We start from the raw sequence: 13,839 nt of genomic DNA, 5'->3' as shown, positions 1-13,839 counted from the left end.
GAAGATAAAGGGAAATATCATGGAGCACTATACGTTAACCCCCTGGCTGCACCGCTGGAAACTCATTCCGGATGGCACGCCGTTCATGACGCATACGTCCCAACTGCTGCCGGTGAGAACAGCAACCGGCTTGCCAGCCATGCTCAAAATCACCGATGACAAGGATGAACAAACCGGTAATGTACTGATGGCGTGGTGGGCAGGGAATGGTTCCGCCCCGGTGATTGCCCATGAAAATGAGGCCATTCTGTTGGCGCGCGCGACCGGTACTGCGTCACTTGCCGCGATGTCCCGACACGGTGAAGATACCGAAGCCTGTCGTGTTATGTGTCTGACCGCACACCGACTGCATACTTGCCAGAAACAGCCGTTATCTCAACTTACCCCGCTTGATGAATGGTTTACCCCATTAACACTTGCCGCCAATAAACATGGCGGCTTCCTGATCCGCAGCGCTGAAATCGCAGCAGAACTGCTAGCGGCTCCACGCGAAGTCATCGCATTACATGGTGACCTGCATCATGATAACGTTCTTGATTTTGGAGAGTCAGGCTGGCTGGCAATCGATCCGAAAGGGCTAATCGGTGAAAGAGGATTCGATTATGCCAATATTTTCACCAATCCCGATCTGGGCAACCCCATTGTGCAGGTTGCGCCAGTGGCGGAAATCTTCAGGCAGCGTCTGGCTATTGTCACCGGGATGGCGGGTCTGGACAGGGAGCGTCTTCTGAAGTGGATAATCGCCTGGTGTGGACTATCAGCAACCTGGTCACTCGAAAGCCACGAGCTCATTTCCATTCAATCTCGCGTCGCTGAGCTGGCCATTGCCGAACTGGACCCGTGACCAGCAACGGATCCTCGTTCCCACTTAAGGACAGTACTGTTCACCCAGGCTAAAGCTCCAGTCTTCAGCCTGGGTGAACTGAAGAGTGACCATCACATCATTTGGGTTTATCCCCAACCTTTCATGCAATCCTGCACTCAACGCCCGGTAAAATCGTTGCTTCTGTACTGCACTTCGCGGCTTACCGGCAGTTATCTGAAACAGAATGAAATCAGCACTGCGACCACCGCTAAGATATCGACGGTCATAAGCACGTTGACGCTCAGGCAATCGTTCAAAAATCTGAAACTTATCGTCGGACGGCACAGCGAATTCCCGAACCAGACTATCGTGTAAGATGTCAGAAATACGTTCCAGATCGGCATCGCTTAACGTCGCGCGACAGACAATGCGGGTTATCGGCATTCTCGTTTCTCCTCTTCCACGCAGCCCAATGCACTTACTGCGTTAGGTCTGACACTTCGTACGTATTTTGGCAGACCAGACAATTTGCTAACGGCAGACGACCTTTTGCCCTCTCCCGGTAAACTGGGTGTTACACTAGTGCAAAACGCACCGGAGTCAGAGGGCTGTCCGGCGCAGGAAATACTCGCGACGTTAATGAAAGATGCGGTACTCGGCAGGCATGAATACGCGAAATGACGGGCGACGATTGCCGCCCGCGAACAGTCAGGCATGATATGTGCTAATAATTTCCAGGACGCCGTTAATAATAAACTGCACGCCCATGCACACCAGCAGGAAGCCCATCAGACGTGAAATGGCCTCGATACCGCCTTTCCCGACCAGACGCATAATGGCCCCGGAACTGCGCAGGCAGCCCCACAAAATAATCGCGACGCTGAGGAAAATCAGCGGCGGCGCGACCAGCACCACCCAGTCGGGAAAATTAAAACCGTGATTCACGGTAGAAGCCGAACTGATGATCATCGCGATGGTACCCGGCCCGGCGGTACTCGGCATCGCCAGCGGGACGAAGGCAATATTGGCGGTCGGCTCTTCTTTCAACTCTTCCGATTTATGGCGTGCTTCCAGAGAATCGTGCGCCTTTTGCTGTGGGAACAGCATCCTGAAACCGATAAATGCGACAATCAGTCCACCGGCGATACGCAGTCCAGGAATCGAAATCCCGAAGGTATTCATGACCACCTGACCGGCATAGTACGCCACCATCATGATAGCGAAGACATACACCGAGGCCATCAATGACTGCCTGTCGCGCTCAGCTTTATTCATATCCCCGGCAAGGCCGAGGAACAGCGCGACGGTGGTTAACGGGTTTGCCAGCGGCAAAAGCACCACCAGCCCAAGGCCAATGGCTCTAATCAAGTCCAGCATGAAGAAACACTCCTGTGAGAGCAGATAACAATCAACTGCCGAGTGAGTATAAGAGCATTCTCGTCCCCCTGCCTAAGCCTATTTTCAGGCCTTTTCCCCTTACACCAGGCCATAACGGCCAGTTATTCATCAACCGGTTATCAGGCAAAAAGTGTGCCGTGAAGCGTTTTAGCAATTTGTGGCATAAGCTTATCCATTCGGTTGACTTATGATTGCCTGGGCAATAATATCCCCCGCAACTAAACTACTTGCCAGGGCAACCTTTGTGAAAAGCACCAGTGACCTGTTTAACGAAATCATCCCACTTGGTCGCTTGATCCATATGGTCAACCAGAAAAAAGATCGTCTTTTGAACGACTATCTGTCGCCTTTGGATATCACTGCCTCACAGTTCAAAACGCTGTGTTCGATTCGCTGTGCGGTCTGCATCACGCCAGTTGAACTGAAAAAAGCCCTGTCGGTCGATCTCGGGGCATTAACCCGAATGCTTGACCGTTTGCTGTGTAAAGGCTGGATTGAACGCCTGCCCAACCCAAATGATAAACGTGGCGTACTGGTGCGATTGACACCGGACGGCGCGGCAATATGTGAGAAATGCCACCAGTTGGTGGGTCAGGACCTGCACCAGGAATTAACAAAAAACTTAACGGCGGACGAGGTCGCAGCCCTTGAGCTTTTGCTCAAGAAAATCCTGCCGTAAACAGAAGAAAGAGGTAAGACGATGTCCAGACGTAATACTGACGCTATCACTATTCATAGCATTTTGGACTGGATCGAGAGCAATCTGGAATCACCACTGTCACTTGAAAAAGTGTCAGAGCGTTCCGGTTACTCCAAGTGGCACCTGCAACGGATGTTCAAAAAAGAGACGGGACATTCACTGGGTCAATATATTCGCAGCCGTAAACTGACTGAAATCGCACAGCAGCTGAAGAAAAGTGACGAGCCAATTCTGTATCTGGCCGAACGTTACGGCTTTGAATCCCAGCAGACGTTGACGCGCACCTTTAAAAACTATTTCGATGTACCGCCGCACAAATATCGCATCACTAATATGCCCGGCGAGTCGCGTTATCTGATGCCGCTCAACCACTGTAATTGTTAATCGCCTGCACAAGACGTATCGAGGAAAAAATGAAACTGTTCGCCTCCGCCGCCCTCACCCTTTTGGTGCTGGTCTCCGGCCAGAGTTATGCGGAGCAATCCACAATCCCTGCCAGCCATGGGGCTCAGGACACCATGTTGATGCCGTCCGCACAGGACAAGTCGCCGTTTGACTTCAATCACATGGGTTCAGGCAGCGACAAATCCGACGAACTGGGCGTGCCATACTATAACGGAACCTCCCAGTAACTTTTTTGCCCCGCAGATGCGGGGCTTTTTTCTGATTCTTTCCGCCTCAGCCCTGCACCGCTTTTGCCCGACGAAGACGTAACCCAAAGACGTTGATATACAACCCGCCCATGATCAACAGCGCGCCGACCAACTGCAGCGCCGAGAGCGTTTCATCCAGCAATGCTGCCGCACTGGCCATCCCCACCACCGGCACCAGCAGTGACAGCGGCGCCACCCGCCAGGTTTCATAGCGTCCAAGCAGCGAACCCCAAATCCCATAGCCGACAATCGTCGCCACGAATGCCAGATACACCAGCGATAAAATGGTAGTCAGGTCGATATTCACCAGGCTTTGCACCATCACCGCCGGGCCATCCAGCAGCGCCGAGGCCAGCATAAACGGCAGGATCGGGATAAGCGCACTCCACACCACTAACGACATCACCGCCGGGCGCGTGTCCAGCTGCATAATTTTCTTGTTGAAGATATTTCCGCAGGCCCAGCTAAACGCCGCCGCCAGGGTCAGGAAGAACCCGAGCATCGCCACATGCTGGCCATTCAGGCTTGCCTCTATCAACACCAGTACCCCGAACACCGCCAGCAAAATGCCCGCCATCTGTTTGCCCTGCAACCGTTCACCGAATGCCACCGCACCAAGAAGAATGGTGAAGAACGCCTGCGCCTGTAACACCAGCGACGCCAGCCCCGCTGGCATGCCGAAATTGATGGCGCAAAAAAGAAAGGCAAACTGGCCGAAGCTGATGGTCAGGCCATAACCGAGCAGGAGCGACAAGGGAACTTTAGGCCGTGCGACAAAGAAAATGGCCGGAATAGCCACCAGCAGAAAACGCAGACCCGCCAGCATCAGCGGAGGCATGTTGTGCAGACCGACTTTAATGACCACAAAATTCAGTCCCCAGACAACGACCACCAACAGCGCTAACAGCCCATCTTTCCGCGTCATACCCAGCCTCTGAATTATTAAGTTTTTGTAAACAAGTTCAAGGTAACGAAAATTCAGGCCGAGGAACAGATCATTATTTTTGGCAGGGGGTCAAGGCACTTGGGGATAAATTGGGATCTATACAAGCCCCCGGACGGCATGATAATTGTGATAAGACACAACAAAATAAGATAAGCAATTGTCGGGCAGACATCAGGTAAAATAATGAAATCCTCTGTGAAGCGTTCAACCTCAGCGTTGCTGGCGTCGTCGTTGCTGTTAACCATTGGCCGCGGTGCCACGCTGCCGTTTATGACCATTTACCTGACGCGTCAGTACGGCATGAGCGTCGAGGCCATCGGCTATGCGCTGACCCTCGCCCTTACCGTCGGGGTGGTCTTCAGCCTCGGCTTTGGCATTCTGGCGGATAAATTCGATAAAAAGCGCTACATGATTGTGGCGATCCTGGCGTTCATTGCCGGTTTCGCGGCGATCCCGCTGGTCAATAGCGTTGCCCTGGTGGTGTTCTTCTTCTCGCTAATTAACTGCGCCTATTCGGTCTTTTCCACCGTGCTGAAAGCCTGGTTTGCCGACGTGTTGAGCGTGGGGGAAAAAGCGCGCATTTTCTCGCTCAATTACAGCTTTCTGAATATTGGCTGGACTGTCGGCCCGCCGATTGGCACCTGGCTTGTCATGTACAGCCTGCAGTTACCGTTCTGGCTTGCCGCCGTCTGCGCCGCCTTCCCGCTAGTGTTTATTCAGTTTTACGTTAAGCGCAGCGTGGAAAGCGGTGAGGAGAAAAGCACCAACGTCTGGCAGCCGTCGGTACTGCTGAAAGACAAGGCGCTGTTCTGGTACACGCTCTCAGGCCTGCTGGCCTCTTACGTCGGCGGTTCGTTTGCCACCTGCATTTCGCAGTACGTGCTGACCGTGGCTGATAACGCCGATTTTGCGCAAAAAGTGGTCTCGGTGGTGCTGCCGGTAAACGCCATCGTGGTCGTTAGTCTGCAATATTTCGTCGGGCGGAAAATCACCGCCAGTAATATTCGGCCGCTGATGGCCCTCGGCACGCTCTGTTTCCTGCTCGGCCTCGGCGGTTTTATCTTCTCGGGGGAAAACCTTGTCTACTGGGGTATTGCCGCGGCGGTGTTTACACTGGGAGAAATCATTTATGCGCCCGGCGAATATATGCTGATCGACAACATCGCCCCACCGGGGATGAAAGCGAGCTATTTTTCCGCTCAGGCACTCGGTTGGCTGGGGGCTGCCATTAACCCAATGGTCACCGGGATTATCCTCAGTTCGCTGCCCGCCTGGACGCTATTTGCCTTCATGATGCTGGCGATTGTGCTGGCGTGGCTGATGATCCTGCGCGGCATGAGCGTAAAGGCGTGGAACGCAGACAGTACATTAAAAACGGCCTGACGTTCAGCGTTACCCGGCAAGTTTACACCGCCGGGCAACGTGATTACGGGTTAGTGATGCAGCATTTCGTCCACCACCTGGCGGGCGTAAAGCTGCTCTGGATAATAGGTCGGCCAGTTATCCATCTGTTTGAGCAGTTCTGCCTGCGAGCTGTTGCCGGTGTAAATATGGAAGTGCTGAGATTTGCGCGGCCCGATGGTGTGGTCGCTGAACTGAACGAATTTCGGGGCCTGGCTGGCGCTGTCGGTGCAGCTAAACAGGTAACGCACGCCCTTCTTGCCCGAGGCATAGTGCAGGATCTTGTAACCGTCGTAGCGATACTCACACGAGGCTGATTTGTCGCCCTGATAAAACGTCATTACCTTATTTTCAATCTCAATTTTGCCGACGTCGGTTTTGTATCCCGTCTGGTAATACGCTTTAACCTGATCAAAGGTTTTGCTGCTGTCCTTATCAGCTTTCTGCTTAAACACCGGGTCTAAATCACCGCTTTGTAGCAGAGGATAAACGGACTGCCAAATACCGTCCCAGTCATCAAGCGAACGGTCTTTAACGTCAGCGTCGGCAAAAATGCCTTTCGCCGCTTGTTGTTCGGCTTCGGTCATTTGATGCCCATGTGAATGCGCGAATGCGCTGCTGCTCAGCAGCAGCCCCAGAATAGTCATTGATAAACGTTGCACGGCCACTTATTTTCCCTCGGGTCGATACCAGAAAATGCAATGTTATATTATTACATTTACCGCATCAACCCTTAGGCCGTTCAAATCGTCACCATCCCCCGCACGCCATCAGCCGCCATGTTTTCTCCGCGCCCCTGCTGAACAATCGTCCCGCGCGACATCACCAGATAGCGGTCAGCCAGATCTTCGGCAAAATCATAAAATTGCTCGACCAGCAGAATAGCCATATCACCGCGCCGGGCGAGCTGCCGGATGACCTCGCCTATCTCTTTGATTACCGAGGGCTGAATGCCTTCGGTTGGCTCATCGAGGATCAGCAGCTGCGGTCGACTCGCCAGCGCCCGGCCTATCGCCAGCTGCTGCTGCTGCCCACCGGAGAGGTCGCCACCTCGCCGTTGTTTCATTGCCCGCAGCACCGGGAACAGCTGATAAATGTCTTCCGGCACCACGCTGGCCTCACGCGCCGAAAATCGCGACATGCCGAGCAGCAAATTCTCTTCAACCGTCAGCCTGGGAAATATTTCGCGCCCCTGCGGCACATAAGCGATCCCGGCCTGCACGCGTTGATGCGGTTTGCGATGGGTGATGTTGCTCTCCTGCCAGCTCACGCTGCCGCTGCGTGCCGGGATAAGCCCCATCAGACATTTCAGCAGCGTGGTTTTACCGGCCCCGTTGCGGCCTAGTAAACAGGTGATTTCCCCCGGCAGTGCGTTAAAGCTCACCCCGCGCAGAATGTGGCTCCCGCTATAATACTGATGCAATTCCTGAACCTGTAACATTCGGCCTCCTTAACGCCCGAGATAGACTTCGATGACCTGCTCGTTAGCCTGCACTTCACGAAGCGATCCCTCCGCCAGCACCTGGCCCTGATGCAGGACGGTCACGCGGTCGGCGATGGTTTCGACAAAGCCCATGTCGTGCTCCACCACCATCAGCGAATGGCGGCCTGAAAGCGTGCGAAACAGTTCCGCGGTATATTCGGTTTCTGCATCGGTCATGCCTGCCGCCGGTTCGTCGAGCAGCAGCAAATGCGGCTCCTGCACCAGCAGCATGCCAATTTCGAGGAACTGTTTTTGCCCGTGTGACAACAGGCCCGCCCGCCGGGCGCGTTCGCCTTCCAGACGCAACAATTGCAGCACCTCATCGATGCGGTCGTGCTGTACCCCGGAGAGCGTCGCCCGCAGGCTGGCCCAGACCGATTTATCGCCGCGCATTGCCAGCTCAAGGTTTTCGGCCACGGTGAGCGCCTCGAATACCGTCGGTTTCTGGAATTTACGTCCAATGCCCTGGCGAGCAATCGCAATCGGGTCCAGCGCGGTCAGGTCGACGGACTGATCGTAAATCGCCCTGCCGCTCTGCGGTCTGGTCTTGCCGGTGATCACATCCATCAGCGTGGTTTTTCCCGCACCGTTGGGGCCAATCACGCAGCGCAGTTCCCCGACGCCAATCTGTAACGACAGATCGGTCAGCGCCTGAAAACCGTCAAAGTTGACGTTGATTTTTTCCAGCTGTAGCACCGGGTCGGTCTGATTCCGGTAGCGATCGCCCGGCAGTTGGCGGGTAAACAGTCCTTCGTCAGGTTGCATTATTTGTCTCCTTTACGCAGCAGGCCCATCACGCCGCGCGGTAAAAACAGCGTCACAACGATGAAAATCAGGCCGAGGAACAACTGCCAGTATTCCGGCATCGCCACCGTGAACAGGCTTTTAGCACCGTTAACGATTGCCGCCCCGAGCACCGGCCCCACCAGCGTGCCTCGCCCGCCGAGCGCGACCCAGATAGCGGCCTCAATTGAGTTAGTCGGCGACATTTCACCCGGGTTAATAATCCCGACCTGCGGGACATACAGCGCCCCCGCCAGGCCACACAGCACTGCCGAGAGCGTCCACACCAGCAGCTTGAAGCCACGCGGGTCATAGCCGCAGAACATCAGCCGGTTTTCCGCATCACGCACCGCCGTCAAAATGCGGCCAAACTTGCTGCGTGCCAGGGCAAAACCGATAGCCAGGGTTACCAACAGCAGAAGCACCGTGGCCAGAAACAGCGCGGCCCGCGTGCCGGTGGCGGTGACCGAAAAGCCGAGAATGGTGGAAAACCCGGTAAAGCCGTTGTTGCCGCCAAACCCGGTTTCATTGCGGAAAAACAGCAGCATTCCGGCATAGGTCAGCGCCTGGGTCATTATCGAGAAATAGACGCCTTTGATTTTGGAGCGGAAGGCGAACCAGCCGAACACCAGCGCCAGCAGGCCCGGCACCAGCATCACCAGCAGCATCGCCCAGGCAAAATGCTGGGTTCCCCACCAGAACCACGGCAGTTCATTCCACGACAAAAATGACATAAACGCCGGAAGTCCATCGCCTGCGGCCTGGCGCATCAGGTACATGCCCATCGCATAGCCCCCGAGGGCGAAGAACAGACCGTGCCCAAGCGACAACATCCCGGCATAGCCCCAGACCAAATCCAGCGCCACCGCCACCACTGCGTAACAAAGGATTTTCCCGACCAGGGTCAGCGTCCAGGTGGATACCGCCAACGGATGCGTGGCGGGCAGCAGTGCCAGAAACGGCATCATCAGCAAGGCGATCACCACCGCACCGCCTAACCAGCGCAGTGGACGCGGTGCCCGGCGGGCAAGCGTTAAGGTTAATGGCTGGCTCATCAGTCAATCACCCTCCCTTTCAGCGCAAACAGCCCCTGCGGACGCTTCTGTATAAACAGAATGATCAGCACCAGAATCAAGATTTTACCGAGCACCGCGCCCATCTGGGGTTCGAGAATTTTATTGAAAATGCCCAGCCCAAACGCCGCCGCCACGCTGCCTGCCAGTTGCCCGACGCCGCCGAGAACCACCACCAGGAAGGAATCGATAATATAGCCCTGACCGAGTTCCGGTCCGACGTTACCTAACTGCGACAGCGCCACGCCCCCCAGCCCGGCAATGCCTGATCCGAGGCCAAACGCCAACATATCCACCCGCCCGGTCGGCACCCCGCAGCAGGCCGCCATCGCCCGATTCTGGGTCACCGCCCGCACGTGCAGACCCAGCCGCGTTTTGTTCAGAATCAGCCAGGTGAAGAACAACACCAGCAGCACAAAACCTATTACCACCAGGCGATTCCACGGCAGAATAAGATTTGGCAACGCCTGAATGCCTCCCGACAACCAGCCGGGGTTTGCCACTTCGACGTTCTGCGCGCCAAACAGCATCCGCACTAACTGGATAAGCATCAGGCTTATCCCCCACGTCGCCAACAGCGTCTCAAGTGGACGCCCGTACAGATGGCGGATGACCGTACGCTCCAGCAGCATGCCGATCGCTCCAGTTATTCCAAACGCCACTGGCAACGCCAGCAGCGGGTAAAATGCCAGCCACTGCGGTGCGTATTGACTCAGGGCCTGCTGCACCAGCCAGGTGCTGTAGGCTCCAAGCATCAGCATTTCCCCGTGCGCCATATTAATGACGCCGAGCAGACCGTAGGTGATCGCCAGCCCCAGCGCGGCTAACAGCAAAATGGAGCCCAGCGAAATGCCCATAAACGCCTGCCCGAGAATGTCGCCCCAAAAAAGACGCTGCTGAATGTGTTTCAGGCTCTCCGCCGCCGCCGCGCGCACGCCCGCATCTGGCTCGCGCTGCGCGTCGGTGTAAGGTAACAATCGCGCCTGCGTTTCTGGATCGCTGGAATCCCCCAGCCGCGTGACCGCCAGCTGGCGTACCGCCGCCTCCGGGCTGGTGAGCTGCAAATTCGCCAGCGTCATTTCCAGTTGCTGTTTAACACCATCATCCGGTTCAACCTCCAGCCGTTTTTCCAGCATTGGCAGTAGCGCCGGCGAGGCTTCGCGCTGGAGGGTCTTAGCCGCCGCCAGCCTTTGCGTGACACTGTCACTCACCAACTGATGCGTCGCCAACGCCCCGGCCACTAAGTTACGCAGTCGGTTGGTTAGCCGTACCGGTGTCAGTTCCCCCGTGGGCGTTGCCGACTCGCCGAGAGCCTGCGGCTGGCCGCTTTCGACGCTGAACGCATGATTCGCCTCGTCGCGGCGTACGCTTTCCGCGGCCAGCGCCTGTAAGAGCGGCAGGCGCTGAGGCTGAGGATCGGCGGCCCACTGCGTCAACAGGGTTGACTGCTGGCTGCGGGTGGCGGCGACGAAATCATCGGCATCCCCTGCGCGGGCAAAACAGGGCAACAGCCAGGCTACGATCAGCAGCCAGCGAGCGAATGTCATGGTGAATTCCTTTTTGTGAATACTGTGCTGGTGGTGCCCTCACCCCGACCCTCTCCCATAGGGAGAGGGAGAAAACAGCGCCAACAGTTCCCTCTCCCTTGAGGGAGAGGGTTAGGGTGAGGGGGAGAACAGACTCAGTTGCTGGCCATTTTCATTGGCTGATCGGGTTTCTTGTCGTTACCCGGAATGAACGGGCTCCAGGGCTGCGCGCGAACCGGTTTATCGGTCTGCCACACTACGTTGAACTGACCGTTACCTTCGATTTCGCCGATCATCACCGGTTTATGCAGATGGTGATTGGTGGCGTCCATGGTCAACGTGAAGCCTGACGGCGCTTTGAAGGATTGATTGGCCATTGCAGCACGCACCTTATCCACGTCGGTGGTACCCGCTTTTTCGACCGCCTGCGCCCACATATGAATCCCGACGTAGGTGGCTTCCATCGGATCGTTGGTCACCACGGTATCGGCGTTCGGCAGCTTGTGGGCTTTCGCGTAGGCGCGGTAATCGGCGACAAAGGCTTTGTTGGTCGGGTTATCGACCGACTCAAAGTAGTTCCACGCCGCGAGGTTGCCGACCAGGGGTTGGGTATCAATCCCGCGCAGTTCCTCTTCGCCAACGGAGAACGCCACCACCGGGACATCGGTCGCTTTCACGCTCTGATTCGCCAGCTCTTTGTAGAACGGCACGTTAGAGTCACCGTTAATGGTCGACACCACTGCGGTTTTGCCCCCGGCGGAGAACTTCTTAATGTTGGCGACGATCGTTTGATAATCGCTGTAGCCAAACGGGGTATAAACCTCTTCGATGTCCTTATCCTGTACGCCTTTGTCGTGCAGGTAAGCCCGTAGAATTTTGTTGGTGGTGCGGGGATAGACGTAATCAGTGCCGAGCAGGAAGAAGCGTTTGGCGCTGCCGCCATCTTCGCTCATCAGATATTCCACCGCCGGGATCGCCTGCTGATTAGGCGCCGCCCCGGTGTAAAAGACGTTTGGCGACATCTCTTCGCCTTCATACTGCACCGGATAGAACAGCAGACCGTTCAGTTCCTCAAACACTGGCAGCACCGATTTGCGCGACACCGACGTCCAGCAGCCAAACACCACCGCTACTTTATCCTGCGTCAGCAGCTGACGCGCTTTTTCCGCAAACAGCGGCCAATTAGACGCAGGGTCGACCACTACCGGCTCGAGTTTTTTGCCGAGCACGCCGCCTTTGGCGTTGATCTCATCGATGGTCATCAGAGCGACATCTTTCAGCGGCGTTTCGGAAATCGCCATGGTCCCGGACAGCGAATGCATGATCCCCACTTTGATGGTGTCGGCGGCATAGACACTCACGCTGAAACCCATGGCAACCACAGAGGCAGAGAGAGCAAAAGCTTTAAGTAACGTTCGACGGCGCATGATTCACTCCTGAATAGAGACGGCAACAAGGTTAAGAACATCGTGTAGTCGTCAGGAGTAAGGCAAGAAAGATGCCAGAGTGGAAAACTGAGATGAAAACAGGCGGGTAGACTGAAGAATGACAACTTTTGTTGCAGGGTGGAACGTCAGATTCAGGGCAACGCTGCTTTAAAAGAGTGCAGCGTTGCCCTGGGTTAAGCGGACATTACCAGACCTGGGCGGCAATCTCCGTCACCAGGCGTACTTTCTGCCACTGCTGGGATTCGCTGAGGCTGTTGCCCTCTTCGGTGGAAGCAAATCCGCACTGTGGGCTGAGGCAAATTTGCTCTTTCGCCACAAACTGCGCGGCTTCCGCCAGACGGGCTTTAACGCCCTCCGGGTTTTCCAGTTCGCCGTTTTTGGTGGTGATCAGGCCCAGCACCACCTGCTGATGCCCCGGACGGACGAAGCGCAGCGGCTGGAAGTCACCGGAACGATCGTTATCGTATTCGAGGAAGAACGCATCGACGTTGACGCTACCAAACAGCACTTCCGCCACCGGCTCGTAACCACCGGAGGAGATCCACGTCGAGCGGAAGTTACCCCGACAGACATGCAGCCCGATGGTTAAATCTGCCGGTTTGCCTTCCAGCGCTTTATTCAGCACCCGGGCGTAGATTTTCGCCAGCTCATCCGGACAGTCGCCGCGCTCACGTACCTGCTGGCGCTGCTCGTCGGAACAGAGATACGCCCAGACGGTATCATCCAGCTGCAAATAACGGCATCCCGCGTCATAGAACGCGCGGATAGCGTCGCGCCAGGTGGTCGCCAAATCGTCAAAATAGTCGGCCAGGTCCGGGTAAACCGTGGCATCGATATCTTTGCGCCCGCCGCGGAAATGCAGCACGCTCGGGCTGGGAATGGTCATTTTTGGCTGTGCATCACCGCTGATGCTTTTCAGATAGCGGAAATCATCAAGCATTGGGTGATGACCAAAGCCCAGTTTATCCGTGACACGCACGCCGTGCGCCTTGGTTTGCACGCCGTTAAACTGAATCCCCTGCTCGGAATCGTAGCGCTCCACGCCCTGCAGGCCATCAAAGAAATCAAAATGCCACCAGGCGCGACGGAATTCACCGTCGGTCACCACTTTCAGACCACAGTCACATTGATGCTGTACGACATGCAAAATAGCTTCATCCTCAACTGCACGCAGCGTCGGGGCATCAATGGCCCCCTCGGCGAACTGTTGACGGGCGTGTTTAATGCTGTCTGGACGTAAAAAACTGCCGACGATATCGGCGCGGAATGGGGCAGTAGGCTGTGACATGGACTCTCCTCGCCGTCAGGCAACTGATTGCCTGACGTGATAATTAGGGAAAACAACTTTAGACTTCTGGATGGCTATATGTCTTCAACTTGCCATGCGGGAGAGGCGCAGGCAAACGAGATTAATTCATCAGCCGTGAAATAAATTCATGTTGTGGCAACAGCGTGGAGTCGCTGGCCCTGCATTTCGCCGTGAGCCCACAAACTTATCGCAAAAAATTTACGCAACCGACTAAATAGTTCACACAATTAACGATTCGTTTAGATTTCATCCGGTATGCTGTGTTCATCGCGGCTAAATAAAAAGGTAAGTGAGGCTTGTATCGCACGTCTTTA

Annotated in this window: 15 protein-coding genes; 5 read left to right on the top strand and 10 right to left on the bottom strand. The window is 55.6% G+C overall.

From position 1 onward, the window contains the following. Positions 1-19 precede the first annotated feature (19 nt). Positions 20-844 (top strand): aminoglycoside phosphotransferase family protein, encoded by an 825-nt coding sequence (locus ACG0Z5_RS00990; protein WP_394444889.1) that lies wholly within the window; start codon positions 20-22, stop codon positions 842-844. Between the two features lie 24 nt (positions 845-868). Here the strand turns inward: ACG0Z5_RS00990 and ACG0Z5_RS00985 are convergent, their stop codons facing one another. Together ACG0Z5_RS00985 and ACG0Z5_RS00980 are read right to left on the bottom strand one after the other, a co-directional pair. Further along, positions 869-1,249: a tautomerase family protein gene (locus ACG0Z5_RS00985; RefSeq protein ID WP_394444888.1), complete on the bottom strand. Its 381-nt coding sequence runs from the start codon at positions 1,247-1,249 to the stop codon at positions 869-871. Positions 1,250-1,513: 264 nt separating this feature from the next. Then, complete coding sequence (locus tag ACG0Z5_RS00980; protein ID WP_394444887.1) at positions 1,514-2,182, bottom strand: MarC family NAAT transporter; 669 nt, start codon at positions 2,180-2,182, stop codon at positions 1,514-1,516. Positions 2,183-2,447: 265 nt separating this feature from the next. Between ACG0Z5_RS00980 and marR the strand changes: the two genes are divergently transcribed. The 3 genes from marR to marB are packed head-to-tail and all read left to right on the top strand — an operon-like array spanning position 2,448 to position 3,535. Next, a complete protein-coding gene (marR, locus tag ACG0Z5_RS00975; RefSeq protein ID WP_319787216.1) occupies positions 2,448-2,882 on the top strand; it encodes a multiple antibiotic resistance transcriptional regulator MarR in 435 nt (144 codons plus the stop codon). Between the two features lie 21 nt (positions 2,883-2,903). After that, a complete protein-coding gene (gene marA, locus ACG0Z5_RS00970; protein WP_394444886.1) occupies positions 2,904-3,287 on the top strand; it encodes an MDR efflux pump AcrAB transcriptional activator MarA in 384 nt (127 codons plus the stop codon). Between the two features lie 29 nt (positions 3,288-3,316). Continuing rightward, the gene (gene marB, locus ACG0Z5_RS00965) at positions 3,317-3,535 is read left to right on the top strand and encodes a multiple antibiotic resistance protein MarB (RefSeq protein ID WP_319630387.1); all 219 of its coding nucleotides are present in this window, start codon (positions 3,317-3,319) and stop codon (positions 3,533-3,535) included. A gap of 46 nt (positions 3,536-3,581) precedes the next feature. Here the strand turns inward: marB and eamA are convergent, their stop codons facing one another. Further along, positions 3,582-4,481 carry an O-acetylserine/cysteine exporter gene (gene eamA, locus ACG0Z5_RS00960; protein ID WP_394444885.1) on the bottom strand — a complete coding sequence of 300 codons (900 nt, stop codon included), beginning with the start codon at positions 4,479-4,481 and terminating at the stop codon, positions 3,582-3,584. 204 nt (positions 4,482-4,685) lie between these two features. Here eamA and ydeE point away from each other — a divergent pair, with 204 nt between their 5' ends. Continuing rightward, the gene (gene ydeE, locus ACG0Z5_RS00955) at positions 4,686-5,885 is read left to right on the top strand and encodes an efflux MFS transporter YdeE (RefSeq protein ID WP_394444884.1); all 1,200 of its coding nucleotides are present in this window, start codon (positions 4,686-4,688) and stop codon (positions 5,883-5,885) included. A gap of 50 nt (positions 5,886-5,935) precedes the next feature. Here ydeE and zinT read toward each other — a convergent pair whose 3' ends face one another. The 7 genes from zinT to ACG0Z5_RS00920 all read right to left on the bottom strand — a co-directional run bounded on the left by zinT (position 5,936) and on the right by ACG0Z5_RS00920 (position 13,504). Continuing rightward, the gene (gene zinT, locus ACG0Z5_RS00950) at positions 5,936-6,571 is read right to left on the bottom strand and encodes a metal-binding protein ZinT (RefSeq protein ID WP_394444883.1); all 636 of its coding nucleotides are present in this window, start codon (positions 6,569-6,571) and stop codon (positions 5,936-5,938) included. A 74-nt stretch (positions 6,572-6,645) separates the two neighbouring features. After that, positions 6,646-7,344 carry an urea ABC transporter ATP-binding subunit UrtE gene (urtE, locus tag ACG0Z5_RS00945; protein ID WP_394444882.1) on the bottom strand — a complete coding sequence of 233 codons (699 nt, stop codon included), beginning with the start codon at positions 7,342-7,344 and terminating at the stop codon, positions 6,646-6,648. 9 nt (positions 7,345-7,353) lie between these two features. Beyond that, the gene (gene urtD, locus ACG0Z5_RS00940) at positions 7,354-8,151 is read right to left on the bottom strand and encodes an urea ABC transporter ATP-binding protein UrtD (RefSeq protein WP_394444881.1); all 798 of its coding nucleotides are present in this window, start codon (positions 8,149-8,151) and stop codon (positions 7,354-7,356) included. Continuing rightward, positions 8,151-9,224: an urea ABC transporter permease subunit UrtC gene (urtC, locus tag ACG0Z5_RS00935; RefSeq protein ID WP_394444880.1), complete on the bottom strand. Its 1,074-nt coding sequence runs from the start codon at positions 9,222-9,224 to the stop codon at positions 8,151-8,153. The genes urtD and urtC overlap by 1 nt, the downstream gene beginning before the upstream one ends. After that, positions 9,224-10,789: an urea ABC transporter permease subunit UrtB gene (gene urtB / locus ACG0Z5_RS00930; protein ID WP_394444879.1), complete on the bottom strand. Its 1,566-nt coding sequence runs from the start codon at positions 10,787-10,789 to the stop codon at positions 9,224-9,226. The genes urtC and urtB overlap by 1 nt, the downstream gene beginning before the upstream one ends. Positions 10,790-10,923: 134 nt before the next feature. Continuing rightward, on the bottom strand, positions 10,924-12,195 hold the full coding sequence (gene urtA, locus ACG0Z5_RS00925; RefSeq protein WP_394444878.1) for an urea ABC transporter substrate-binding protein: 1,272 nt from the start codon (positions 12,193-12,195) through the stop codon (positions 10,924-10,926). Between the two features lie 205 nt (positions 12,196-12,400). Further along, positions 12,401-13,504 (bottom strand): cobalamin-independent methionine synthase II family protein, encoded by a 1,104-nt coding sequence (locus ACG0Z5_RS00920; RefSeq protein ID WP_394444877.1) that lies wholly within the window; start codon positions 13,502-13,504, stop codon positions 12,401-12,403. Between the last annotated feature and the right edge of the window lie 335 nt (positions 13,505-13,839).

It is taken from the genome of Scandinavium sp. M-37, assembly GCF_043558715.1.
GTDB classification, from domain to species: domain Bacteria; phylum Pseudomonadota; class Gammaproteobacteria; order Enterobacterales; family Enterobacteriaceae; genus Scandinavium; species Scandinavium vulneris_A.
The sequence above is the reverse complement of the archived record's forward strand: the minus strand, read 5'-3'. Positions and strand labels throughout refer to the sequence as shown.

Bases quoted from the DNA above. Each gene is read 5' to 3' on its own strand.
- ACG0Z5_RS00990 (WP_394444889.1), top strand. From the start codon at position 20: ATGGAGCACTATACGTTAACCCCCTGGCTGCACCGCTGGAAACTCATT.
- urtE (WP_394444882.1), bottom strand. From the start codon at position 7,344: ATGTTACAGGTTCAGGAATTGCATCAGTATTATAGCGGGAGCCACATT.
- ACG0Z5_RS00985 (WP_394444888.1), bottom strand. From the start codon at position 1,249: ATGCCGATAACCCGCATTGTCTGTCGCGCGACGTTAAGCGATGCCGAT.
- urtA (WP_394444878.1), bottom strand. From the start codon at position 12,195: ATGCGCCGTCGAACGTTACTTAAAGCTTTTGCTCTCTCTGCCTCTGTG.
- ACG0Z5_RS00980 (WP_394444887.1), bottom strand. From the start codon at position 2,182: ATGCTGGACTTGATTAGAGCCATTGGCCTTGGGCTGGTGGTGCTTTTG.
- urtD (WP_394444881.1), bottom strand. From the start codon at position 8,151: ATGCAACCTGACGAAGGACTGTTTACCCGCCAACTGCCGGGCGATCGC.
- urtC (WP_394444880.1), bottom strand. From the start codon at position 9,224: ATGAGCCAGCCATTAACCTTAACGCTTGCCCGCCGGGCACCGCGTCCA.
- urtB (WP_394444879.1), bottom strand. From the start codon at position 10,789: ATGACATTCGCTCGCTGGCTGCTGATCGTAGCCTGGCTGTTGCCCTGT.
- eamA (WP_394444885.1), bottom strand. From the start codon at position 4,481: ATGACGCGGAAAGATGGGCTGTTAGCGCTGTTGGTGGTCGTTGTCTGG.
- marB (WP_319630387.1), top strand. From the start codon at position 3,317: ATGAAACTGTTCGCCTCCGCCGCCCTCACCCTTTTGGTGCTGGTCTCC.
- marA (WP_394444886.1), top strand. From the start codon at position 2,904: ATGTCCAGACGTAATACTGACGCTATCACTATTCATAGCATTTTGGAC.
- ydeE (WP_394444884.1), top strand. From the start codon at position 4,686: ATGAAATCCTCTGTGAAGCGTTCAACCTCAGCGTTGCTGGCGTCGTCG.
- ACG0Z5_RS00920 (WP_394444877.1), bottom strand. From the start codon at position 13,504: ATGTCACAGCCTACTGCCCCATTCCGCGCCGATATCGTCGGCAGTTTT.